This window comes from Flavobacterium keumense (assembly GCF_029866485.1).
In the GTDB taxonomy this organism is placed as follows: domain Bacteria; phylum Bacteroidota; class Bacteroidia; order Flavobacteriales; family Flavobacteriaceae; genus Flavobacterium; species Flavobacterium keumense.
Genome location: NZ_CP092332.1, coordinates 1,934,566 through 1,958,589, shown reverse-complemented (window position 1 = coordinate 1,958,589; position 24,024 = coordinate 1,934,566). Strand labels below are relative to the sequence as shown.

Here is a 24,024-nt window from a genome sequence, read left to right as displayed (position 1 = left end):
CCTTTAAACGGGTGTTTTTCTATGCCTATGAAAAAAATAATCCTTTAGAATGAAGTTTACAGCAGAACAAATAGCGGGAATTTTAGAAGGAGAAGTAGTAGGTAATCCTAATGCCGAAGTTTTTAAATTGTCAAAAATAGAGGAGGGGCAAGAAGGTTCTTTAACTTTTTTGTCTAATCCCAAATATCAAAATTTTATATACACTACACAAGCATCTGTAACGATAGTTAATAAAACATTCGTTCCTGAAACTAATTTAACTACTACTTTGATTAAAGTAAAAGATGCATACAGCGCCTTTACTAAACTGTTAGAATTCTATAATCAAGTAAAATTGAACAAGACAGGTATTGAAAATCCTTCTTTTATGGATGAAACGGTTCAATATGGTACTGATTTGTATCTTGGAAGTTTTAGTTATGTTGGTAAAAACGTGGTTTTAGGAAATAATGTCAAAATTTACCCCAATTCATTTATCGGTGATAATGCAGTGATTGGAGACAATGTAACTATTTTTGCAGGAGGAAAAATTTATTCTGAAACGGTAATTGGAAATAATTGTACAATTCATTCCGGAGCGGTTATAGGTGCCGACGGTTTTGGGTTTGCACCCAATCCAGACGGTACTTACAAAAAAATTCCTCAAATTGGGAATGTAGTTATTGAAGATGATGTTGAGATAGGTGCCTGCACTACGATAGATAGAGCTACAATGGGTTCTACAATCATTCGTAAAGGAGTTAAATTAGACAATCAAATTCAAATTGCTCATAATGTAGAAATTGGAGAAAATACTGTAATAGCTGCTCAAACAGGAATCGCAGGTTCTACTAAAATTGGGAAAAACGGTATGATTGGGGGGCAAGTAGGTTTTGCGGGCCATATTACAGTGGGAGATAATGTCGGGATTAAGGCCAAATCGGGTATCACTAAAAATGTAAAGGATGGACAAATTATGCAAGGGAGTCTTGCTTTTGGCTATACTGATTTTTCAAAATCATACATTCATTTTAAAAACCTACCTAAAATTGTAGCGGAGTTAGAAGAGTTAAAAAAAGAAATACTAAACCAAAAAAATAAACAAAATGGTTAAACAAAAAACCATCAAAACAGCAATCTCATTAACGGGTGTTGGATTGCATACAGGTAAAGAAGTTACAATGACTTTCAAACCTGCTCCAGCAAATAATGGTTTTACCTTTATTCGAGTAGATTTAGAAGGTCAACCTGTTATTGAAGCAGATGCTAATTATGTTGTTAATACACAACGCGGTACTAATTTAGAGAAATTAGGGGTTCAAATTCAAACTCCAGAACATGTTTTAGCAGCATTAACAGGTTGTGATTTGGATAATGTTATCATTGAGTTGAATTCATCAGAGTTACCTATTATGGATGGCTCTTCTAAATATTTTGTAGAAGCGATTGAAAAAGCAGGAGTTGAGGAACAAGAGGCTAAACGTAATGTGTATGTAGTTAAAGAAGTAATTTCTTTTACAGATGAAGCAACAGGAAGTGAAATTTTAGTAATGCCAAGTGATAATTATTGCATTACTACGATGGTAGATTTTGGAACTAAAATTTTAGGCACTCAAAATGCCACAATGAAATGTCTTTCTGAGTTCAAACAAGAATTTTCAGACTCAAGAACGTTTAGTTTTTTACATGAATTAGAATCTCTTTTGGATAATGGATTGATTAAAGGTGGTGATTTAAATAACGCTATTGTATATGTAGATAAAGAAATTTCTGCTGCTACAATGGAAAATCTTAAAAAAGCATTTGGAAAAGACGAACTAACTGTGAAACCAAATGGTATTTTAGATAATTTAACGTTGCATTATCCTAACGAGGCAGCTAGACATAAATTGTTAGATGTTGTGGGTGATTTATCTTTGATTGGTACAAGAATCCAAGGGAAAGTTATTGCCAATAAACCAGGCCATTATGTTAATACACAATTTGCAAAAAAGCTGTCTAAAATTATCAAAATAGAACAACGTAATTTTGTTCCAACCTATGATTTACATCAAGAACCATTGATGGATATTCATCAAATCATGGCTACATTGCCACATCGCCCTCCTTTTTTATTGATTGATAGAATTATCGAAATGTCAGAAAATCATGTGGTGGGAATGAAAAATGTAACCATGAACGAGAATTTCTTCGTAGGTCATTTTCCTGAAGCTCCAGTAATGCCTGGTGTTTTAATTGTGGAAGCAATGGCGCAAACAGGAGGAGTTTTGGTTTTAAGTACAGTTCCTGATCCAGAAAATTATTTGACTTATTTCATGAAAATGGATAATGTTAAGTTCAAACACAAAGTACTCCCTGGAGATACTTTGATTTTCAAATGTGACTTGATTACTCCAATACGAAGAGGTATTTGTCATATGCAAGCTAATGCTTATGCTAATGGTAAATTAGTGGCAGAAGCAGAATTAATGGCACAAATCGCTAAAAAACAATAAAATTTAGAAAATTCGCTGTAGTTTTACTGCGAATTTTCTAATTAATAGAAATTATAAAACGAAACAGATGAATCAACCGTTAGCATATGTTCATCCTGGCGCTAAAATTGCCAAAAATGTAGTTATAGAGCCTTTCACAACAATCCATAACAATGTAGTTATTGGTGATGGTACTTGGATTGGTTCCAATGTTACGATAATGGAAGGTGCCAGAATTGGAAAAAATTGTAATATTTTTCCAGGAGCAGTTATTTCAGCAGTACCTCAAGATTTAAAATTTGGAGGTGAAGATTCCTTAGCAATTATAGGAGATAATTGTACTATTAGAGAATGTGTTACCATCAATAGAGGAACTGTTGCCTCCGGACAGACGGTTATTGGAGATAATTGTTTAGTAATGGCTTATGCACATATTGCTCACGATTGTGTTGTAGGAAATAATGCCATCATTGTAAATGGAGTTGCTTTGGCAGGACATGTTATTGTGGGTAATTATGCTGTCATTGGAGGTTTAGCAGCAGTACATCAATTCATACATATTGGTGACCATGCTATGATTTCTGGAGGTTCATTGGTAAGAAAAGATGTTCCGCCTTTTACAAAAGCAGCCAAAGAGCCGTTGTCTTATGTGGGAATTAATTCTATTGGCTTAAGACGAAGAGGTTTTACAACAGAAAAAATTAGAGAAATTCAAGATATCTACCGTATTCTGTATCAAAAAAATTACAATACTACCCAAGCAATTGGTATTATTGAGGCAGAGATGGAAGCTACTCCAGAACGTGATGAAATACTAGATTTTATTCGAAATTCGTCAAGAGGAGTAATGAAAGGATATAGCGGAAATTATTAATAAAATTAGATTAAATAACAAATACAATTTAAAATGGCAAGTACATCAGATATTAGAAACGGATTATGTATTAAATACAATAACGATATTTACAAAATCATTGAATTTCTTCATGTAAAACCAGGTAAAGGTCCTGCTTTTGTAAGAACAAAATTGAAATCTTTGACTAACGGAAAAGTATTAGATAACACTTTTTCTGCGGGTCATAAAATTGATGAAGTTCGTGTAGAAACTCATACATTCCAATATCTTTATGCAGAAGGAGATCAATTTCATTTTATGAATAATGAGTCTTTTGAACAAATTACCTTGAATAAAAATGTATTAGATAATCCAGATTTATTGAAAGAAGGAACTAATGTAATGATCCAGATTAATGCTGAAACTGAAGCACCACTTTCTGTAGATATGCCGGCTTCTATTATTTTAGAAGTGACTTATGCTGAACCAGGTGTAAAAGGAAATACAGCAACTAACGCTACCAAATCTGCAACAGTAGAAACAGGTGCAACAGTAAACGTTCCTTTGTTTATTAACGAAGGGGATAAAATTAAAATTGACACTGCTACAGGTTCTTATATGGAACGTGTAAAAGAATAAAGTAATCCAAAAATTATAAAAGGTTGATCGCACTTGTGTTATCAACCTTAATTATTTTATAGCACATGAAATTTCCAAAACCACAAACTTTAAAAGAAATTGCCAACATAATTCAATGTGATTTTGTTGGGGATGCTAGTTTTCCTGTTTTGGGAATGAACGAAATTCATGTGGTAGAACCAGGAGATATTGTCTTTGTAGATCATCCTAAATATTACGACAAGGCATTACAGTCCAAAGCTACCATCATTTTAATTAATAAAGAAGTAGAGTGTCCAGAAGGTAAAGCTTTATTAATTTCAGAAGATCCATTTAGAGATTTTAATCTATTGACAAGACATTTTATGCCTTTTCAATCTTCAAATGTATCTATTTCGCCTTCGGCAAAAATTGGTCAAGGTACTATAATACAACCCAATACATTTATTGGTAATCATGTTGTGATTGGAAATAATTGTTTAATTCATTCTAACGTTGCCATTTATGACCATACGATAATTGGCGATAATGTAATTGTTCATGCAGGAACCGTGATTGGTGGAGATGCTTTTTATTACAAGAAACGTCCAGAAGGTTTTGATCAATTACTTTCGGGAGGAAGAGTAGTTATTGAAAATAATGTTGGTATTGGTGCACTTTGTACCATTGACAAAGGAGTTACAGGAGATACAACCATCGGAGAAGGAAGTAAATTAGACAACCAAGTACATGTTGGTCATGATACCGTAATTGGGAAAAAATGTTTAATAGCTTCTCAAACTGGTATTGCTGGTTGTGTGGTTATTGAAGATGAAGTGACACTTTGGGGGCAAGTAGGAACTACAAGTGGAATCACAATTGGTACAAAAGCAGTAGTAATGGGGCAAACTGGAGTGACCAAATCTATTGAAGGAGGAAAATCGTATTTTGGAACTCCAATAGAAGAATCAAGAGAGAAATTGAAACAATTGGCCAATATTAAAAAAATACCTGAACTATTAAATAAATTGAAATAATGTCTGCTAAAAAATTAGTGCAAAGTTTTTACAAATCAGATGCCTTGATCGATGCCGAAGTCATGAAAGATTTTTTGCATCCCGAAATTATTTTGGATTGGAACAGCAGTAAAGGATTTGTTCAAATGAATTACGATTCTATTGTTAACTTAGCTGGTGAATTGAATAAAGCGTACGTGCGTTCTAAAGTTAGAATTAGTCATATTCTTTCTGAAAACGACTTGGTTTCTGTTCGCTATTCGCATTATGTAAAGACTATTGAAAATCCAAGAGAAGAGATGTTTTTAGCAAATTTTATAGTAATTTGGCAAATAAAAGATAATAAATTGTACAGAGGATATCAAATGAGTCAAATTTCTTAATTTATTTTCAATTAAAAAGTTCAAAAATAATTTCAAAACCGTACTTTTGTATAACAATTTTTAAAATCATATAAAAAATATATCATGAGTGTTTTAGTTAATAAAAATTCCAAAATAATTGTTCAAGGATTTACTGGGAGCGAAGGAACGTTTCACGCTTCTCAGATGATTGAATATGGTACTAACGTTGTAGGTGGTGTAACTCCAGGAAAAGGAGGAACTACGCATTTAGATCGTCCTGTTTTTAATACTGTAAAGGATGCTGTAGAACAAGCAGGTGCTGATACTTCAATCATTTTCGTTCCGCCAGCTTTTGCTGCCGATGCAATTATGGAGGCTGCTGATGCTGGAATCAAAGTAATTATTGCTATTACAGAAGGAATTCCTGTAGCAGATATGATTAAAGCCAATAGCTATGTTAAAGAAAGAAATGCAAGACTTATAGGGCCTAACTGTCCGGGTGTTATCACTGCAGGTGAAGCTAAGGTGGGAATTATGCCAGGTTTTGTTTTCAAAAAAGGAACAGTAGGTATCGTATCTAAATCAGGTACTTTAACTTATGAAGCAGCTGATCAAGTAGCTAAACAAGGATTAGGAATTACTACTGCTATTGGAATTGGTGGAGATCCAATTATTGGAACTACTACCAAAGAAGCAGTTGAATTGTTAATGAACGATCCAGAAACCAATTGTATCGTTATGATTGGAGAAATTGGAGGTCAATTAGAAGCAGATGCTGCTAAATGGATCAAAGCCGATGGAAACCGTAAACCAGTAGTTGGATTTATAGCAGGAGTTACAGCTCCAGCAGGACGTACAATGGGACATGCAGGTGCTATTGTTGGTGGTTCTGATGATACAGCTGAAGCTAAAAAACAAATTATGAGAGAGAACGGAATTCACGTAGTGGATTCTCCAGCTGAAATTGGTAAAAAAGTAAAAGAAGTTTTAGGTTAGTCCTAAACTTAATATAGAATGTAAAATACCTCACGGTTTCGTGGGGTATTTTGTTTAATAAATGCAGTAATATAAAATGTATAAAGAATTAAAAAAGTTTAAAGAAAGTAATAGTTTTACTTTTGTTCAAGAAGATAGTTTGGAAGAAGTATGTAATGCTCCAGAAACAGCTAGTGGAATTTTCTTGGTGTATTCTATTGATGGTGAAGAAAAAGAATTGATTATGGTAGGTTCTACAGGAACTGTTCAAAATAATGGAACTTTAAAAAGTAAGAATGGCGGTTTGTATGACAAAATTGTAAACGGTCATCAATTTTGCTAAAACGGGAAGAAAATATTCTTGGCCAGCTCAAATGAAATTGGAAAATATTGAACGTTTAGAAGTGCTTTGGTACACTACTTTTAATGATAAAGTAAAAGTAATTCCTACTTATATAGAAGGGCAAATTTTGCAAAATTTTCTAGATGAAAATAACCGATTACCAAGGTGGAATGTAGCCTTTTAATTTTCTACATTTTTTATATAACGAAAGCGCCCATACAAAAATGGGCGCTTTTATTATTTGAATGGGCTAGACCATTTAGGATCCGTGTATACATTAGTACCTGTTAATGTTTTTATAAAGGCAATCAGTGCATTTACTTCAGTTGCTGTTAAATTTAATTGCTGCCCAAATCCATTTGGGGTTAATCTCGGGTCTAGATTAGTATTTCTTGGAGCTATATTTATATTTCCGTAATGACCAATAACGTTTTGCAATGTTGTAAAATTACCAGTATGCATCATAGGACCATTTGGAGTACCATCGGATTTTACTAAGTCTCTTAATGAAGGGGCTTTTGTATTGCTAATATCTATGCCAGTACCATTTAAAATTCCAATTACCCCATTGTTTTTTGTGTTAGGGTCGATGTCAAATTCAGGAGGAGCGTGGCATCCAGCACATCCAAGTCCGCCAGATGTCCTAATTCCATTAGCGTCAAATACAGGAGGTGCTAAGAATAAATTTTTCCCTTGATTTTCTTGAGCGGTAAAGTTCGGAAAAGCTTGGTTGTCATTCTGTACTGCCGCTCTGCCAGTATCGTATTTTGAGTCAAATGATTGAATGCTTCTAACAAATTGTGCTAATGCCAATTGTAATTTATTCTCGGTTATTTCTTCTGAGCCATACACGTATTTAAAAAGTTCTTTGTAATATCCGATGCCTTGTAATTTTGCAATTAATGTACTTATTGAACCATCTCCACTAGTACCACTAAATCCCATTTCTATATGATTTTTGATAGGTTCAGAGGCTTGTGTTTCCAAGGTAGCAGCTCTTTCATCCCAAAAAAACTTAGTTTCGTTGGCGAATCTACTATTAATTAATCGCATGGCATGTCTAGTTGTGGTTCCATTAACACCGGTACTAGCAATTTCGGTATCACCAAAAGCATTAGCTTGAATATGGCAAGAAGCACAAGAAATAGTATTATTAGAAGATAAATTTTTATCATAAAATAAAACTCTTCCTAAGGTAGCGCCTTTGTCAGTTATTGGATTTCCTGCGGTATTATCTTTTGTTATGTAAGCAGGTTTAGATTGATTGGCATAATTACTCAAATTATATAAATCAATTTTTCCGGAAAAAGTAGCGGTTACATTCGGATAAAGATCTGTTGTTGAATTGTTGTCGTGATTGCTGCAAGATAGTAAGCTGATAGCAATCAAAAAGGCACCTACTAAGTTTGTTTTTGTCATAATTATTTGGGTATAGTTGATTTAGGATTATTTATAACGCAATCGTAATAAATTAATTGTATAAATATATATAATATTTTAAATAACCATCATCTTATTTCGATAAATGTAACTCTGAATCCGTTTCGTAAATTCTTCATTTATTACTATATTTGAACTTTGATTACCTCTAATTAAGAGTATAATCAGCATTAATCTAATTAAAATAATCTATTTCGTTTTTATACTATGAAATTACTAGAAGGAAAGGTAGCCATTATTACTGGTGCCAGCCGTGGAATCGGTAAAGGAGTAGCTGAAGTGTTTGCAAAACACGGTGCTAATATTGCATTTACGTATAGCTCATCTGTTGAATCGGCTTTGGCTTTAGAAAATGAATTGAATGCTATGGGAATTAAAGCCAAAGGATATCAATCTAATGCTGCTGATTTTAATGAAGCACAGGCTTTCGTAGATGCGGTTATTGAAGAGTTTGGAACCGTTGATATTTTAATTAATAATGCCGGAATTACTAAGGATAATTTATTAATGCGTATGTCTGAAGCTGATTATGATCAAGTAATTGATGTGAATTTGAAATCGGTTTTCAATATGACAAAAGCTACTCAAAAAACTTTTTTGAAACAGCGTTCTGGTTCTATCATCAACATGAGTAGTGTGGTAGGAGTGAAGGGGAATGCAGGTCAAGCCAATTATGCTGCATCTAAAGCAGGAGTGATTGGGTTTACCAAATCAATTGCTTTAGAATTAGGATCAAGAAACATTCGTTGTAATGCTATTGCGCCAGGTTTTATTGAAACTGAAATGACAGCTAAATTAAGTCCGGAAGTAGTGCAAGGATGGAGAGATGGAATTCCATTAAAACGTGGTGGAACCACTGATGATGTAGCTAATGCGTGCCTTTTCTTTGCTTCAGACATGAGTGCTTTTGTGACGGGTCAAGTACTTAATGTTTGTGGCGGAATGCTAACATAATAGGTTACTAATAGTTTGATTTTTAGACTCAAACTGAAATTTTAATACACAATGGACACCATCACAAAGGTATTACTGATTCTTTCTGTTTTCATAGCTGGTGGTTTAGCCTTTTTCCAATATTTATATAAAGCCAAAAACAAATCTAAACTGAATTTGTTTTTGGCTTTTTTACGTTTTTTATCATTTCTAGCCATCTTTGTTTTATTGATAAATCCAACGATAACAACGAATTCTTTTGAAATAGAAAAAACGCCTTTAGTTGTAGTTATGGATAATTCGACTTCCATTCCGTTTTTAAAGTCCAATGTCGAGGCTCGAAAAGTATATCAAAAAATAGTTTCCAATACTGCGTTGAAGGAAAAGTTTACCATTCAATCGTATCAATTTTCAAAAGATTTACAGTTATCGAAAAGATTCAATTTTAAAGGAAAGCAAACTAATTTGGATGCTGTTGCAATAGGATTAAAACAAACCTACAGAAACAAAAACTTCCCCACTATTATTCTAACAGATGGGAATCAAACTACAGGTGCTGATTATGTATATAGTTTTGATACTGCAAATAAAGTGTATCCCATTGTATTAGGAGATACGTCAAAAGTATTTGATTTAAAAATCAACCAGATTAATGCTAATAAATATGCTTTTTATAAAAATAAATTTCCAGTAGAAGCATTTGTTTCTTATTCTGGAGACCAAAAAATCGAAGCTAATTTTAAAATTTATCAAAATAAAGCTGTCATTGCTAACCAAAATGTTTCTTTTTCTCCTTCCAATAAAACAGCTGTGATTCAATTATTGCTTCCTGCAAATGCAATAGGATTACAATTATTTCAAGCCACTATATCTTCCTCAAAAAAAGAGAAAAATTATTTTAATAATACTAAAAACTTTGTTGTTGAAGTGATGAATCAAAAGACAGATATCGCTTTAATTTCAGCAATAAATCACCCAGATGTTGGTACTTTAAAACGAGCTATTGAATCTAATTCTCAACGTAAAGTAGTTATATTCAAACCTAACATTATCAATGGGTTAAATAAATACAATATTGTTATTTTGTATCAACCCAGCTCTAGTTGTAAATCCGTTTTCGACGAAATGAAATTAGCGGGTATTAATTCATTTATAATTACAGGAACGAGTACTGATTTTGGTTTTTTAAATCAACAACAAAATGAGCTACAATTCAAAATGGGAAGTCAATCGGAGGACTATTTCGCAGGCTTCAATTCCCAATTTAATTTGTTTGCTTTAGATAATATTGGATTTGAATCTTTCCCTCCTTTACAAAATAGTTTTGGAACAATTACAACTAAAGGAAATACTTCTGTTTTACTTTCTTCAAAAATTAAAGGAATTACTACGCAATCTCCTTTGCTTGCTTTTGTAGAAAATCAGGAGAAACGTACTGCGTATCTTTTAGGAGAAAATAGTTGGAAATGGCGTGCAAAAAGCTTTGTAGATAATCATTCTTTTGAAAAATATGATGTTTTTATTGATAAGATTATTCAGTTTTTGGCTTCCAATAGCAGTAAAAAATCATTGGAAGTCGAACACGAACAATTCTATAATTCAGGAGATAATATAGTAATAAGCGCACAATATTTCAATAAAAATCAAGAGTTTGACGAAAAGGCGAGATTGAATATTAGTGTTTTAAATATCCAAACAAAAGCAGTTATGAATTATGATTTACTTAAGGGTTCTAATTCTTACAAAGTGAATTTGGATGGAATTCCAGCAGGAAAATATAAGTTTACCGTGACCGAATTAAATTCCAAAGAAAAGTATTCGGGTTATTTTGAAATACTCAATTTTGATGTCGAAAAACAATTTACGAATCCTGATTTTGAAAAATTAAATCAATTGGCTAATCAGACACAAGGCAAGCTGTATATGCCCGCGCAAATTGACACCTTATTACATCAATTAATAGAAGAAGAAAGCTATAAACCAGTTCAAAAAAACGTAATGGTGAGAACCTCTTTGATAGATTGGTTTTGGTTACTCGTTATTATTTCTTTTTTGCTAGCGTCAGAATGGTTCGTCAGAAAAAATAATGGACTATTATAATTTTTAATGCTCTATAAATACATTTACAACCTAAATTTATTAAATATGAAATCAAATTCACTTAGGACAGTTGCCATCTCGATTATAGCAACTTTTGTACTATTTGCAACAATTTCTTGGGGACCTTTTGGCCATGAACACATTAATAAAGCGGCTGTTTTAGCGCTTCCAGAACCTGTACGTACATTTTTTTATAATCATATTGATTTTGTAACACAGGAATCGACAGTTCCAGATTTAAGAAAATATACATTGCGAGATAATACAGAAAAACCACGTCATTATATTGATTTAGAAAATTATGGTGCTGCCGATACAATTCCCAAAACTTCGGAATTAGCAAAGAGAAAATACGATGAAAAATTCTTAACCAGTAATGGTATTTTGCCTTGGTACATTCAAGATGTAATGGTAAAATTAACTAAAGCCTTTAAAGACAAACGTAAAACCGAAATTTTGTTTTTGGCAGCTGATTTAGGTCATTACATTGGAGATGCCCATATGCCTTTGCACACTGCGGTAAATCATGATGGTTTATTGACTAATCAAAAAGGGATTCACGCTTTATGGGAAGCGCGTATTCCAGAGATGTTTGGAAAAGACTATAATTTTCATACAGAAGAGGCAAAATATATTACTAATGTAGAAGCAACTACTTGGGCTATTATCAATGATTCTCATAGTTTGATTGCTCCATTATTGTTGGCTGATAAAAATTTAAGAGAGTCAATGGCTAATGATAAAATGTACAATTTGGATTCAAAAGGAGGTATAGCTAAAAACAAGTTTAATGATTTAATTCATACAGATGAATATGTAAAGAAATACAATCAGGCGTTGAATGGAATGGTTGAAAAACAATTAAAAAAAGCGATTGTAATGACGTCTAGTTATTGGTATACTGCATGGGTTAATGCAGGAAAACCTGATTTATCAAGTATAGATACACCAGAGTTGACAGAGCGAAATAAACCAAATTTAAAAGCAGATTTATTGCTTTGGAACCAAGGAAAATTATTTGGTTTAGAAAGTGAAAAAGATTTCGATTAAATAGTAAAAAGGAGCGATGTAAATCGCTCCTTTTTAACTTAGTTTTTTTGGTATTTCTTTTTCTTTAGCATATCCGAAGCCGTTTGGTAATATGAAACGGTTTCTTTAACTAAGTCGGTTCTTTCCTTTTTCAACAATACTTGGTTATAATAGAGTTGGAACTCGGGAGCTGTTTTTTGGTCGGGTTTCAAACTTAATTGGAATTGTTTGACTTGTTGTTTTGGCGAAATAATTGTTAATACATTGTCTTTTATCAAACCTAAATCTTGGTAGGTTGCAATCAAAGCTCTTGGTTTGTAATCAGATTGGAACACATCTTGTCCGTAAAATTTACTTTGGTAGTTGAAGTTCAATAATCCCATTACCGTTGGCATTACATCTATTTGAGACATTAATTGAGTGTATTTTTGAGGAGCTATAAAGCCTGGACTATATACTAAAGCTGGAATTCTGTATTTGTCTAATGGCAATTCAGTTTTTCCGGCACTAGATGCGCAATGATCTGCCACAATCACAAAAACCGTATTTTGAAACCAAGGCTGTTTTTTTGCCATTTCAAAAAATTTTCTCAAAGCATAATCCGTGTATTTAACTCCGCCGTCTCTGGACTTGGCATCGCCTGGAATATCGATTTTATTGTTTGGATACGTAAAAGGTCTATGATTACTTACCGTCATCCAATGATTAAAGAAAGGCTTACCCAATTGTGCTTCGGCATTCATCACTTTAATTGCTTTGTTAGCCATATCTTCATCACAAACTCCCCAAACATTAGCAAAGGTAATTTCGTTTGGGCGTAATGATTTTTTATCGACAATGGCATACCCATTTCCAGAGAAAAAATCTTCCATATTATCAAAGAAAGCATCACCACCATACAAGTATTTTACTTGATATCCTTTTTGGTTGAAGATATTTCCTGTCGAAAATTTATTCTTATTGTCTTTTCTTTTTACTACACTTTCACCTGCCGTAGGAGGAAAGCAAAGCGTTACCGCTTCTAGTCCGCGAACGGTTCTATTTCCTACAGCATACAAATTTGTAAATTGTAAACTTTGGGTCGCTAACTCATCTAAAAACGGCGTGATATTGTTTTCGTTTCCGTAGACTTTCATAAAATCAGCACTGTAGCTTTCAATTGTAATCAGTACCACATTTTTATGATTTTCTTGACCTTTTGCGGTAATTGGTCTAGAAGTAGATTCGGTTGTAATACCTGGAATTTGTTCTTTCAAAGTAGTATAGGCTTCTTGAGTTGGTATCGTTTTGTAAAATTTAAAATAATCCAATTCGCTATGAATAAAAGCCAAATAGAATTTATAGATTCCGTTCGACTGCAATTCATTGGTAAAGATGTTTTGAGAATTTTCTTTGGCAGCCAAATATGGAATTGTAGCCAATGAAAGGGCTAACATAACCAAATATACTCCTGAAATTTTGATTTTTTCGGTAAAAGAAGGAATCGATTCAATATAGTTTTTAGAATGTTGTACAATGAAATAAGTTATTGTTCCAGATACTAAAAAAAGTGTCGTAAAGATTGGGATAACAGGATACGACTGCATGATGTTTCCAATTACTTCATTGGTGTAAACCAAATAATTCACAGCAATAAAATTGTATTTTACTCCAAATTCATTCCAAAAGAAAAATTCACTAATCGCATTTTGAAGAATCAAAGTGACAAAAAGAAAAATAACAAATGAAAACAACCAAAAACGAATGGTATGTCTATATTTTGGAAGAAATAACAACAATCCAAAAAGCAGTGTTTTTAGACCAATAAAAACCATTCCTATTTCAGGCAAAGCACCTCCATATTCATTGAGAATGGTATTACCAAATGCAACATATAAAAATAAACTAACCAGTAATCCAAAAATGATGTATCCTGTTGGTTTCAAGTATTTTGAGTTGGAAATAAAAATCAAATACAACCATAAAAAACCACTGATTACTGTAAAAACTAAGCAATCAGAAACAACACCTAGACTAAAAATTTTTAGTGTATCTATCCATGAAAAAGTTGCTTGTGTAATGGGATGAAACAACAATACAATTCTTAAAATAAAACTTACGATGATATAAAATAAAGTCAGATTATAAAAAGGAGATAAGTTTTTAATTGAAGACATAATAGATTAGTTTTTTTGCAAAAATAAGCAATTTGAGAGTAATATGAATGGATGTAAATTAACACCTCTATAATTTATTATTAAATGATATTTTTTACTTTGATGTGATGCAAAATCAAAACTTAAGTTTAGCTTAATTTAAATTGCGTTTAAAATAAATCCATTGATTTTGAGTTACTTTTGTATAATTGATACATATTTATAGTTTTCAAATGAAAAAGACAGTATTATTTCTATTATTTTTTACAGCCTTTGGATATTCTCAAAATTGGAAGCCTTCTTTTGAAGAAGCACAAAATCAAGCTTTAGCTGAAAATAAGAATATCGTTTTAGTTTTTTCGGGTTCAGATTGGTGTGCACCTTGTATAAAATTAGATAAAACCGTTTGGCAATCTGCTGAGTTTAAAAAAGAATCAGAGACTAATTGGGTAATTTATAAAGCTGACTTTCCGAAGAAAAAGGTTAATCAGTTAAATCCAATTCTAACTGAGGCTAATAAAAAATTGGCTGGGCTATATAATCCCTCGGGTAATTTTCCTTTAGTCCTTTTGTTAGATAAATCAGGAGCTGTTTTAGGGATTGAAGGATACAAAAATATTTCAGCAACTGAATATATTCAACTCATTCATTCATTCGAGAAAAAATGAAAATAGTACTTTCGTTTTTAGCCCTAGTTGTTAGTTTTTCACTGTTTGCTCAAGCAGAGTATAAGAGAAAAATATCCATGTTGGGTAGTCCATTTGAAATTACAGTAGTAGCTAAAGATTCTGTTGAAGCTAAAAAGTATATAGATTTAGCCATTGCTGAAGTAAAACGTATTGAAAATCAAATATCCGATTGGATTCCAACTACCCAAATTTCATTAGTAAACAAAAATGCAGGTATTCAAGCTGTGAAAGTAGACTCAGAAGTTTTTGATTTAGTAGAAAGAGCCATTAAAATTTCTGAAATAACAGAAGGTGCTTTTGATATTACCTATGCTTCAATGGATAAAATTTGGAAATTTGATGGTAGCATGACTTCTATGCCTTCTGAAGAAATGATAAAAAAATCGGTGGCTAAAATTGGGTATAAAAACATTGTTTTGGATAAATCCAATCAAACAATTTTCTTGAAACTAGCAGGAATGAAATTAGGTCTTGGTGGTATTGGACAAGGTTATATTGCTGATAAAGTCAAGGATGTACTATTAGCTAACGGGTGTAAGTCAGGTATTGTAAACGTATCCGGAGATATTAATGCGTGGGGAAGACAAAGTAATAATAAACAATGGACAGTAGGTATCATAAATCCAATGAACAAAAATAAGGTTTTTGCTACTTTCCCTCTAGAAAATAGTGCAGTTGAGACTTCAGGGAGTTATGAAAAATTCGTAGTATTCAACGGAATCCGTTATTCACATATCATTGACCCAAGAACAGGTTATCCGGCACAAGGAGTGGTGAGTGTTTCAGTATTTGCCAAACAAACCGAAATTGCTGATGCTTTAGCCACAGGGATCTTTGTCTTGGGAGTTGAAGTGGGATTAGATTTAGTGAACCAATTAAAAGGAATTGAATGTATCATTGTCGATGATAAAGGAAAAATTCATGCTTCAAAAGGAATTGACATTAAAAAATATAACAAATGAAAAATATAAGCTTAGCCTTGTTTATTCTTTTATTAATGCAGTCTTGCACTATTGTTAAAGAATATGAAAAAGAAAAAATCAATGATGTCGATATGAAATTAGCCGCACGAACAGCTGAAAAATATGAAACAACTTTTCAAGTTTATAGAGAAGCTGCCGCTGGAGCCAATGGAGGAAAATCGGGTGGCGGATGTGGTTGCAACTAATTGTTAATTTAGATATGACTCTATCAATGAAAAAACATACGACGATTTTGTTTCTGTTTTGTATAACTTGTATTTATTCGCAAGGAAGTAAGCAACCCACATTCAAAAAAAGGGTTTTAGAAAGTACCGAAATTGATTTTTTAGCCAGTTATTACCAACAGGATGGATCTAAATCAGCTGTTGGTGGTGGAATTGGTTCAGAAAAACTAACAGATATTGCTTCTAATATTACCATAGCAATGCCTTTGAATGATGATGATGTTTTGACAATAGATGCTGGAATTTCTGCTTACTCATCAGCTTCATCAAGTAATATTAATCCATTTAATGCATCTGGAGCTTCGGGGTCTAATAATTCAGGAGCTTCAGGTGGCGACGATGACGATGACGACAAAAGAGCTAATACTAAATCAACTTCAGCTACAGGGCCATATGGATCCCCTTGGCAGGCATCTTCGGGAGCCTCCAAAAGCGATGAATTAGTTTCTGTAATGGCTAATTACAGTCATAGTAGTGATTCTAGAAATTTTATTTGGAATGCAGATGTATCATTCTCTAATGAATATGATTACACCTCTGCTGGATTTGGTGGAGGAATTGCCGCGCTTTTTAATGAAAAAAACACAGAGATAAATATAAAAGTCAACGTGTATTTAGATCAATGGCGTCCTATTTATCCAACGGAATTACATGAATATTCAAAATATGGTACTAACTTTTTAAATCAAGGTTATTTTAGCGGAGTAACTGTTTACAATGAAAACGGGATTTCAGCTACAGAAACGTATCTTCCTACTAAATTTAAGGATTTAGCTTTGACGAATAGAAATTCCTATTCGGCTTCATTTGGATTTTCTCAAATACTAACTAAACGATTTCAGTTTTCTGTTTTCTTTGATGTTCTCCAACAACAAGGATTATTATCAACACCATATCATCGTATCTATTTTGCTGATAAAACTAATTTTTTTATTGGTCAACCGCAATATATTGCTAATTATGAAAACACTACTAATACAGGTGTATTCAAATTAGCTGATGATATAGAGCGATTACCTAATACCCGTTTTAAATTACCTATTGGAGCTCGTATTAATTATTATATCAATGAATATTTGGTTTTACGTACGTATTACAGGTATTATTCAGATGATTGGGATATTCAAGCGCATACAGCTAGTGTAGAATTGCCGTTTAAATTATCGGATAAATTCACTGTATTTCCAACATTTCGGTATTATAAACAAACAGCATCCAAGTTTTATGCACCTTACGAAATGCATCTTTCTTCGGAACAATTTTACACATCTGATCCAGATTTAGCTAACTTTGGTACCAAGCAGTTGGGTTTTGGAATTAATTACACTGATATTTTTGCTTCAGCCAAAATTTGGCAATTTGGACTTAAAAATGTTGATTTTAGATTCCATCAATATAAACGAAGTGATAAACTTAAGGCAAGCATAGCAACAATTGCTTTCAAATTTATTATGCAATAAATATTTTTATAATGCGCATATTACTTGTAGAAGATGAAGTTGGAATCATTCAATTCTTACAGCAAGGATTGGAAGAGGAGGGTTATAGTATTACTACTGCATCAAATGGAGAGGCAGCTTTACAACTACTTTTAGAAAATAATTTCGATTTAGTTTTATTGGACTGGATGTTGCCCAAAATAACTGGTATTGAGGTTTGTAGAGAATTTCGTAAAAAAAATAAAACTACACCTATTATTTTTTTGACCGCAAAGGATACCGTTCAAGAAACTATTGAAGGTCTTCAGGCAGGTGCTAATGACTATGTTAAAAAACCATTTAGTTTTGATGAATTAGTAGCACGAATTAAAATTCATTTTCGAAATCAAGAAACACAGGTTTTAAATTTAGGTAGCATCGAAATAAATCTCAGTAATCGTTTGGTTTATGTTAACAATCAAGAAGTAACTTTGACGCATCGTGAATTTGAATTGCTATGTTATTTAGTTAAAAATAAAGGAAAAGTTTGTACACGGACCCAAATAATAGAAGAGGTTTGGGACATTCATTTTGACTACGACACAGGAGTAATCGATGTTTTTATGAATTCCATTCGCAAGAAATTAAATATAAAAAAAGAAGAAGATTGTATCAAAACTATTCGTGGAGTAGGATACATCGCAAATGACTAATTTATGCAACAACTTTCTTTTAAAAATCGAATCGCATCACATTATATTATTACCACTGCTTTGCTGATTGCAGTTGTTTTTTTTGTTATCTATTTTAGTGTACGGTTCAGTGTTTATAGTCATATCAGTGATGATATACAATCAGAATCGGCCAAACATTTAACGGAGATTTCCGTTAATAATAATGATTTTCATTTACTTCATAAGAATGAATGGCTAGAAAGAGAACACAATACCATAGATGTGAATCCTGTTTTTGTTCAGTTTATCGATGAAAACAAAAAATTAGTTGAAAAGTCACCCAATTTGAAACGTAGTAATCTTAGATTTAATTCTCAAATTTCTTCAGGTCAATTGTATGATTATAAATTAGACGGAAAATTGATTCGCCAAACACAATTACCTATTTATCAAGAAAAAAGTATTGTAGGATATGTAATGGTAGCCATGTCATTAGAAAATGCCCAAATGGTTCTTCGTGATTTATTAGAAGTATTATTAATTGCATATCCTTCTATTTTAGGGGTTTTGTTTTTAATTGCACGAATCATTGCAGGAAGAAGTATTAAACCCATCAATACTATAATGACAACTTCTGATGCTATCACTAAAGACAATTTAAAGTCGCGAATAGTATTACCAAAAACAAAAGATGAATTGTATGTTTTATCAAAAACAATTAATAATTTATTGGATCGTTTAGAGAATGCAATTGAACGCGAGAAACAATTTACCTCTGATGCATCTCATGAGTTAAGAACTCCCTTAACGGTTATAAAAGGAACTTTGGAGGTTTTAACCAGAAAGCCAAGAACGCCCCAAGAGTATGAAGATAAAATTAATTTTTGCATTACTGAGGTCAATCATCTCAACCATCTAGTTGATCAATTATTGTTGTTAGCACGGTACGAAAATGAAAAACAATCCCTAAAAATTGAGTCGGTCTATTTGAATGCTTTATTTTTGGAAGTCATAGCAAGACAGTCCGTTTTAATCGAATCAAAAGGAATTACTATAACAACTTTGTTTAAAGATGATTTTTATTGTGAATCAGATCAGCATTTACTTGCTATAATTATCAATAACTTAATTTCAAATGCGCTAAAATATTCTAAAGAAAATGGAGTAATTGAAATTGAACTGAGGCAAAATTTACATCTAATAGAATGTACCATTTCTGACTCAGGTATTGGAATACCTAAGGCCGATTTAGAAAAAGTATTTCAACCCTTTTTCCGTTCTAACGCAATTACAATTTCACCAGATATAAAGGGGGTTGGAATTGGGTTGTCTATAGTACAACGATTGTGTTCTTTGCTTTCAATTGAAGTAAAAATAACTAGTGAAGAAAATATTGGTACCCAAGTTAACTTATCGTTTCTAAGTAAAGACTTAAGTAATTCTTAAGAAAAGAGCTATATTTATATGTTATTTTTGTGACTTATAAATAAAAGTATACAATGCTCGAGAAAATCATAGCTTTTAGTTTAAAAAACAAATTAATAGTATTACTATTCACTCTTGGAATATTTGGTTTTGGAATTTTCTCTTTATTCCAAATCTCAATTGGAGCTGTCCCCGATGTAACCAATAATCAAGTTCAAGTTATTACGACATCTCGCAATCTTTCCACGCAAGATATTGAGCAATTTATTACCTATCCTGTAGAGATAGAAATGGCCAATTTACCAGGTGTGAAAGAAATTCGTTCAATTTCAAAATTTGGGTTGTCAGTGGTAACGATTGTTTTTGAAGACAATTTAGGAACTTATTTACCAAGACAATTAATTGCCGAGAAAATAAAATCGGCTTCTGAAAAAATTCCAGAAGGTTTTGGTACGCCTGAGATGGGACCTATTACAACAGGTTTAGGAGAAATATACCAATATACCTTAGAAGTTAAACCTGAATTTAAAGCCAATTATTCGGTTACTGATTTAAGAACTATTCAAGATTGGGTTGTGAAACGTCAATTGTCTGGAATTAAAGGAGTAGTTGAAATTAATACTTGGGGAGGTTATTTAAAACAATATGAAATTGCGATTAGTCCAGCCAGCTTAAAAGCGATAAACATTAGCATGAGCGATGTATTTACTGCTTTAGAAAAAAACAATAGTATAGCAGGAGGAGCTTATATTGAGAAAGTAAATCAAAGTTATTTCATTCGTGGTGAAGGAAAAGTAAAATCATTAGAAGATATTGAAAATATCGTAGTAAAAAACACCAATGGAACACCGGTATATATTAAAAATATTGCAACAGTAAACTTTGGCCACGCTAACCGATTTGGAGCTATTACTGGTAATGGAGAAGGGGAGAAAGTATTAGGACAAGTAATGATGTTAAAAGGAGGAAATTCTAAACAAGTGATTGCTGATGTTAAAAATAGAGTAGCCGAAATCCAAAAACATTTACCAGAAGGCGTGTATATCAACGGATTTTTGGAACGAAGTGAATTGGTAGGAAAAACGACTTTTACAGTGGCGGAGAATTTAATTCTAGGGTGCTTAATTGTAATTTTTGTAGTGGTTTTGTTATTAGGGAATTGGCGTTCAGGCTTAGTGGTGGCATCCGTTATACCACTTTGTTTATTATTTGCTATTTCCTTAATGAATATTTTTGATATTGATGCCAATTTGATGAGTTTAGGAGCTATTGATTTTGGAATTATTATCGATGGCACGGTAATTATTGTTGAATTTATTGCTTTTCAAATCGTTCACAAATCAGCACATTTGACAACTCTTTCAAAAGAAGAACGTCAACTACAAATTGACCAAATTACTTTTAAAAGTGCCTCTAAAATGATGAACTCGGCTGTTTTTGGACAGTTGATAATTTTGATCGTTTTCATACCTATTTTGTCTTTATCTGGAATAGAAGGAAAGATGTTCAAACCTATGGCCATGACCTTTAGTTTTGCCTTAGTTGGAGCCATGCTTTTTTGTTTTACGTATGTTCCAGTAGTTTCTTCATTATTTTTAAAACCGAAAGAAGAAAGTGCTGATTCTTTTGCAAGCAAATTGATTTTGAAACTAAATTCATGGTACTTGCCCATTATTACTTGGGCTTTAACCAATACTAAAAAAGTATTGTACGGGGCATTTGGTCTTTTAGTTTTCGCAATCGTATTGTTCTCTACTATGGGAGGAGAATTTATACCCACCTTAGACGAAGGTGACTTTGTTATCCAGCCTGTTTTAAAAACTGGTACTTCTTTAACAAAAACAATCGCAACGACCACCAAAATTGAAAAAATCATCTTGAAAAATTTCCCAGAAGTAGATCAAGTAGTTAGTAGAATTGGTGCTGCCGAAGTCCCAACTGACCCAATGTCTATGGAAGAAAGCGATGTTATTGTAAAACTAAAACCTAAATCAGAATGGGTGTCAGCGAAATCCAAAGATGAATTGGCTGATAAAATCAAAAAGGCGGTCGAAACTCAAATTCCGAATATGGAAATTGAATTTACACAACCCATCGAAATGCGTTTTAACGAATTAGTTTCCGGGACACGGTCGGATTTGGCAGTAAAGATTTTTGGAGAAAATCTAGAAATTTTGGCACAAAAAGCACACGAAATAGAAAGTGCTATTAAGAATGTGGAAGGAGCATCTGACATCATTATAGAAAAAACAGAGGGTTTACCTCAAATGTTTGTGCAATACGATCGTTCTAAAATTGCACGTTATGGATTGAATATTGCTGATTTGAACGAAATGATTGCTTTAAGTTTTGCTGGAAAAACAGTAGGCAATGTATTTGAGGGAGAAAAACGTTTTGACATGGTAGTACGTCTTAATGAAACGAATAGACACGATATTGAGGATTTGAAAAACCTATATGTGTCGACTCCAAACGGTCAACAAATTCCGTTAAGTGAATTGGCTACTATTGATTATACTACGGGTCCTGCAAAGATTTCGAGAGATAATACCAATCGTAGAATTGTAGTGGGAATTAACGTAAGGAATCGCGATTTACAAAGTGTTGTAACAGATATTCAGAAAATTGTTGATACTAAAATTCAACTTCCATCTGGCTATTATGTGAAGTATGGTGGGCAATTTGAAAACCTTCAAAGTGCCAAAGCGCGATTACTTATAGCAGTGCCAATTGCCTTATTTTTAATATTTATTCTATTGTATTTTGCATTTGGATCCATAAAAGATGCTTTAATGGTGTATTCGGCAATACCGCTTTCGGCAGTAGGAGGAATTTTATTTTTATGGATTCGTGATTTGCCGTTTAGTATTTCAGCAGGTGTTGGTTTTATTGCACTTTTTGGAATTGCAGTTTTAAACGGAATCGTTTTAATTGAACATTTTAAAGAACTCAAACACCACGGAATGAATACTATGGATGAATTAATTGTAAAAGGTACTACCAATAGATTGCGTCCTGTATTATTAACAGCGGCAGCGGCAGCATTAGGATTTTTGCCCATGGCTATTTCTTCTTCAGCAGGAGCCGAAGTGCAACGTCCATTAGCAACAGTAGTAATTGGAGGTTTATTCACAGCCACAATTTTGACAATGATTGTTTTACCAGTTCTTTTTAAAGTGTTTGACCCAAAAGAGTTTAAGAAACCTAAATTTAAAATGCATCATAAATCAACCTATCTACTGCTATTCTTGTTGAGTTCTACAGTTATAATGGCACAAAATACGGCTTCAGAACGAGAACGTATTGTCAATTTAGCATTAGAAAATAATAAAGAAATCAAGGCTTCGCAATTACAATTAGAAAAATTAAAAGAATCGATTCAAACGGCCTATTCTTTTGATAAAACCAATGTATATTACAGTTACGACCAAAATAATTTAGCGCTAAACAACGCTCCATTACGAGTATTTGGAGTACAACAACGATTTGAGTTTCCTACGGTTTATGGTGCAAAGAAAAACCTTCTTGCTTCAGAGTATGAAAGAGAAAAAGCCCGATTTGAGTTGCAAAAAAACAAATTAACTTTGGCTGTTTCTAAAGTATATGAACATATTGTTTACCTCCAAAATCAGGAAAAACGCTATATGTATTTGGATAGTTTGTATCAAAATTTTTCTAAAGCAAGTAAGCGCCGTTTTGAATTGGGTGAAACTAATTATTTAGAAAAAATTACGGCTCAAGCAAAATCAGGACAAATTCAAACCAAAAAAGCTCAAATTGAAAAAGATAAATTAGCACAATATGAAGTGCTTAATTCGTTAGTTCAATCAGAAGAAAAAGTGGTAGTTTCAAATAGCCAAATGAGTCTGCTAAATACTTTAGCAAATAGTTCAGTGAAAGAACTTCATTTGTCTTATTTAGAGTATATTACAACAAATTATAAAAAACAATTAAGCCTACAAAAACAACATTGGTTACCAGATATTACTATTGATTATTTCCAAGGTAGAAATACAGGGTTAACACAATCATTATATGGATTTCAAGTTGGGATTGCTTTGCCAATTTTATTTACAGGAACTACTTCTAAAATTAAAGTAGCACAATTGGATTTGAAAAGTTGGGAACAACAAAAACAATCTGAAACACAAAAAATTGAGCGTTATATTGACCAGAAGAAAAATGATTTAATTAAGTACCAAGAGGCTATTAATTACTACAATCAATACGGAAAAATATTATCTGAAGAAATTATCAAAGTAGCTAATTTGAGCTATAAGAACGGAGAAATTGATTTTTTTCAATACATTCAAAGTTTAGAAAATGGAACGAATATTCAAGTTGATTATTTAGATACATTGTTACAATACAACACTACCAAATTAGAATTGTATTACCCTAATTTTTAATC

The 24,024-nt window shown here is 32.6% G+C and carries 21 protein-coding genes; 19 read left to right on the top strand and 2 right to left on the bottom strand.

The annotated features are described in order from the left end of the window. Positions 1 to 49: 49 nt before the first annotated feature. From lpxD to MG292_RS08765, 9 genes are all read left to right on the top strand, one after another. Positions 50 to 1,093 (top strand): UDP-3-O-(3-hydroxymyristoyl)glucosamine N-acyltransferase, encoded by a 1,044-nt coding sequence (lpxD, locus tag MG292_RS08805; RefSeq protein WP_264533098.1) that lies wholly within the window; start codon positions 50 to 52, stop codon positions 1,091 to 1,093. After that, positions 1,086 to 2,474: a bifunctional UDP-3-O-[3-hydroxymyristoyl] N-acetylglucosamine deacetylase/3-hydroxyacyl-ACP dehydratase gene (locus MG292_RS08800; RefSeq protein ID WP_264533099.1), complete on the top strand. Its 1,389-nt coding sequence runs from the start codon at positions 1,086 to 1,088 to the stop codon at positions 2,472 to 2,474. The genes lpxD and MG292_RS08800 overlap by 8 nt, the downstream gene beginning before the upstream one ends. Before the next feature lie 67 nt (positions 2,475 to 2,541). Next, entirely contained in the window at positions 2,542 to 3,327 is a 786-nt protein-coding gene (gene lpxA, locus MG292_RS08795; RefSeq protein WP_264533100.1) for an acyl-ACP--UDP-N-acetylglucosamine O-acyltransferase, read from the top strand. 33 nt (positions 3,328 to 3,360) lie between these two features. Then, entirely contained in the window at positions 3,361 to 3,927 is a 567-nt protein-coding gene (gene efp / locus MG292_RS08790; RefSeq protein ID WP_264533101.1) for an elongation factor P, read from the top strand. A 65-nt stretch (positions 3,928 to 3,992) separates the two neighbouring features. Beyond that, on the top strand, positions 3,993 to 4,922 hold the full coding sequence (locus MG292_RS08785; protein ID WP_264533102.1) for a UDP-3-O-(3-hydroxymyristoyl)glucosamine N-acyltransferase: 930 nt from the start codon (positions 3,993 to 3,995) through the stop codon (positions 4,920 to 4,922). Beyond that, on the top strand, positions 4,922 to 5,284 hold the full coding sequence (locus MG292_RS08780) for a nuclear transport factor 2 family protein (protein WP_264533103.1): 363 nt from the start codon (positions 4,922 to 4,924) through the stop codon (positions 5,282 to 5,284). Before MG292_RS08785 ends, MG292_RS08780 begins: the two co-directional genes overlap by 1 nt. An 84-nt stretch (positions 5,285 to 5,368) precedes the next feature. Then, a complete protein-coding gene (sucD, locus tag MG292_RS08775) occupies positions 5,369 to 6,241 on the top strand; it encodes a succinate--CoA ligase subunit alpha (protein ID WP_264533104.1) in 873 nt (290 codons plus the stop codon). Positions 6,242 to 6,317: 76 nt separating this feature from the next. Continuing rightward, a complete protein-coding gene (locus MG292_RS08770; protein WP_264533105.1) occupies positions 6,318 to 6,563 on the top strand; it encodes a hypothetical protein in 246 nt (81 codons plus the stop codon). 37 nt (positions 6,564 to 6,600) lie between these two features. Continuing rightward, positions 6,601 to 6,747: a hypothetical protein gene (locus MG292_RS08765; RefSeq protein ID WP_264533106.1), complete on the top strand. Its 147-nt coding sequence runs from the start codon at positions 6,601 to 6,603 to the stop codon at positions 6,745 to 6,747. 53 nt (positions 6,748 to 6,800) lie between these two features. Here MG292_RS08765 and MG292_RS08760 read toward each other — a convergent pair whose 3' ends face one another. Next, positions 6,801 to 7,982 (bottom strand): cytochrome-c peroxidase, encoded by a 1,182-nt coding sequence (locus MG292_RS08760; RefSeq protein ID WP_264533107.1) that lies wholly within the window; start codon positions 7,980 to 7,982, stop codon positions 6,801 to 6,803. 228 nt (positions 7,983 to 8,210) lie between these two features. On the opposite strand from MG292_RS08760, the gene fabG reads away from it, so the two are divergent. Genes fabG through MG292_RS08745 form a run of 3 tightly spaced genes read left to right on the top strand, consistent with a single transcriptional unit; the run spans position 8,211 to position 12,086 of the window. Beyond that, positions 8,211 to 8,957 carry a 3-oxoacyl-[acyl-carrier-protein] reductase gene (fabG, locus tag MG292_RS08755; protein ID WP_264533108.1) on the top strand — a complete coding sequence of 249 codons (747 nt, stop codon included), beginning with the start codon at positions 8,211 to 8,213 and terminating at the stop codon, positions 8,955 to 8,957. Between the two features lie 51 nt (positions 8,958 to 9,008). Continuing rightward, a complete protein-coding gene (locus tag MG292_RS08750) occupies positions 9,009 to 11,036 on the top strand; it encodes a hypothetical protein (RefSeq protein ID WP_264533109.1) in 2,028 nt (675 codons plus the stop codon). A 45-nt stretch (positions 11,037 to 11,081) separates the two neighbouring features. After that, positions 11,082 to 12,086 carry a zinc dependent phospholipase C family protein gene (locus MG292_RS08745; RefSeq protein WP_264533110.1) on the top strand — a complete coding sequence of 335 codons (1,005 nt, stop codon included), beginning with the start codon at positions 11,082 to 11,084 and terminating at the stop codon, positions 12,084 to 12,086. 38 nt (positions 12,087 to 12,124) lie between these two features. Here MG292_RS08745 and MG292_RS08740 read toward each other — a convergent pair whose 3' ends face one another. Beyond that, complete coding sequence (locus tag MG292_RS08740) at positions 12,125 to 14,221, bottom strand: LTA synthase family protein (RefSeq protein ID WP_264533111.1); 2,097 nt, start codon at positions 14,219 to 14,221, stop codon at positions 12,125 to 12,127. A 212-nt stretch (positions 14,222 to 14,433) separates the two neighbouring features. On the opposite strand from MG292_RS08740, the gene MG292_RS08735 reads away from it, so the two are divergent. The 7 genes from MG292_RS08735 to MG292_RS08705 are packed head-to-tail and all read left to right on the top strand — an operon-like array spanning position 14,434 to position 24,022. Next, positions 14,434 to 14,868: a thioredoxin family protein gene (locus MG292_RS08735; protein ID WP_264533112.1), complete on the top strand. Its 435-nt coding sequence runs from the start codon at positions 14,434 to 14,436 to the stop codon at positions 14,866 to 14,868. Then, entirely contained in the window at positions 14,865 to 15,851 is a 987-nt protein-coding gene (locus tag MG292_RS08730; protein ID WP_264533113.1) for an FAD:protein FMN transferase, read from the top strand. Before MG292_RS08735 ends, MG292_RS08730 begins: the two co-directional genes overlap by 4 nt. Beyond that, positions 15,848 to 16,057, top strand: a complete 210-nt coding sequence (locus MG292_RS08725) for a DUF4266 domain-containing protein (protein WP_264533114.1) — start codon at positions 15,848 to 15,850, stop codon at positions 16,055 to 16,057. Before MG292_RS08730 ends, MG292_RS08725 begins: the two co-directional genes overlap by 4 nt. Positions 16,058 to 16,083: 26 nt before the next feature. Then, the gene (locus tag MG292_RS08720) at positions 16,084 to 17,556 is read left to right on the top strand and encodes a DUF3570 domain-containing protein (RefSeq protein WP_264533115.1); all 1,473 of its coding nucleotides are present in this window, start codon (positions 16,084 to 16,086) and stop codon (positions 17,554 to 17,556) included. Between the two features lie 11 nt (positions 17,557 to 17,567). Then, on the top strand, positions 17,568 to 18,227 hold the full coding sequence (locus MG292_RS08715; protein ID WP_264533116.1) for a response regulator transcription factor: 660 nt from the start codon (positions 17,568 to 17,570) through the stop codon (positions 18,225 to 18,227). A gap of 3 nt (positions 18,228 to 18,230) precedes the next feature. After that, positions 18,231 to 19,634, top strand: coding sequence for a sensor histidine kinase (locus MG292_RS08710; protein ID WP_264533117.1), 1,404 nt, complete (start codon positions 18,231 to 18,233; stop codon positions 19,632 to 19,634). 53 nt (positions 19,635 to 19,687) lie between these two features. Beyond that, positions 19,688 to 24,022: a CusA/CzcA family heavy metal efflux RND transporter gene (locus MG292_RS08705; protein WP_264533118.1), complete on the top strand. Its 4,335-nt coding sequence runs from the start codon at positions 19,688 to 19,690 to the stop codon at positions 24,020 to 24,022. Positions 24,023 to 24,024 lie beyond the last annotated feature (2 nt).

Excerpts from the sequence above, each read along its gene's own strand:
- MG292_RS08785 (WP_264533102.1), top strand. The coding sequence starts at position 3,993 with ATGAAATTTCCAAAACCACAAACTTTAAAAGAAATTGCCAACATAATT.
- MG292_RS08710 (WP_264533117.1), top strand. The coding sequence starts at position 18,231 with ATGCAACAACTTTCTTTTAAAAATCGAATCGCATCACATTATATTATT.
- sucD (WP_264533104.1), top strand. The coding sequence starts at position 5,369 with ATGAGTGTTTTAGTTAATAAAAATTCCAAAATAATTGTTCAAGGATTT.
- fabG (WP_264533108.1), top strand. The coding sequence starts at position 8,211 with ATGAAATTACTAGAAGGAAAGGTAGCCATTATTACTGGTGCCAGCCGT.
- MG292_RS08750 (WP_264533109.1), top strand. The coding sequence starts at position 9,009 with ATGGACACCATCACAAAGGTATTACTGATTCTTTCTGTTTTCATAGCT.
- lpxD (WP_264533098.1), top strand. The coding sequence starts at position 50 with ATGAAGTTTACAGCAGAACAAATAGCGGGAATTTTAGAAGGAGAAGTA.
- lpxA (WP_264533100.1), top strand. The coding sequence starts at position 2,542 with ATGAATCAACCGTTAGCATATGTTCATCCTGGCGCTAAAATTGCCAAA.
- MG292_RS08720 (WP_264533115.1), top strand. The coding sequence starts at position 16,084 with ATGAAAAAACATACGACGATTTTGTTTCTGTTTTGTATAACTTGTATT.
- MG292_RS08800 (WP_264533099.1), top strand. The coding sequence starts at position 1,086 with ATGGTTAAACAAAAAACCATCAAAACAGCAATCTCATTAACGGGTGTT.
- MG292_RS08745 (WP_264533110.1), top strand. The coding sequence starts at position 11,082 with ATGAAATCAAATTCACTTAGGACAGTTGCCATCTCGATTATAGCAACT.
- MG292_RS08705 (WP_264533118.1), top strand. The coding sequence starts at position 19,688 with ATGCTCGAGAAAATCATAGCTTTTAGTTTAAAAAACAAATTAATAGTA.
- MG292_RS08740 (WP_264533111.1), bottom strand. The coding sequence starts at position 14,221 with ATGTCTTCAATTAAAAACTTATCTCCTTTTTATAATCTGACTTTATTT.
- MG292_RS08725 (WP_264533114.1), top strand. The coding sequence starts at position 15,848 with ATGAAAAATATAAGCTTAGCCTTGTTTATTCTTTTATTAATGCAGTCT.
- MG292_RS08760 (WP_264533107.1), bottom strand. The coding sequence starts at position 7,982 with ATGACAAAAACAAACTTAGTAGGTGCCTTTTTGATTGCTATCAGCTTA.
- MG292_RS08770 (WP_264533105.1), top strand. The coding sequence starts at position 6,318 with ATGTATAAAGAATTAAAAAAGTTTAAAGAAAGTAATAGTTTTACTTTT.
- efp (WP_264533101.1), top strand. The coding sequence starts at position 3,361 with ATGGCAAGTACATCAGATATTAGAAACGGATTATGTATTAAATACAAT.
- MG292_RS08715 (WP_264533116.1), top strand. The coding sequence starts at position 17,568 with ATGCGCATATTACTTGTAGAAGATGAAGTTGGAATCATTCAATTCTTA.
- MG292_RS08730 (WP_264533113.1), top strand. The coding sequence starts at position 14,865 with ATGAAAATAGTACTTTCGTTTTTAGCCCTAGTTGTTAGTTTTTCACTG.
- MG292_RS08780 (WP_264533103.1), top strand. The coding sequence starts at position 4,922 with ATGTCTGCTAAAAAATTAGTGCAAAGTTTTTACAAATCAGATGCCTTG.
- MG292_RS08735 (WP_264533112.1), top strand. The coding sequence starts at position 14,434 with ATGAAAAAGACAGTATTATTTCTATTATTTTTTACAGCCTTTGGATAT.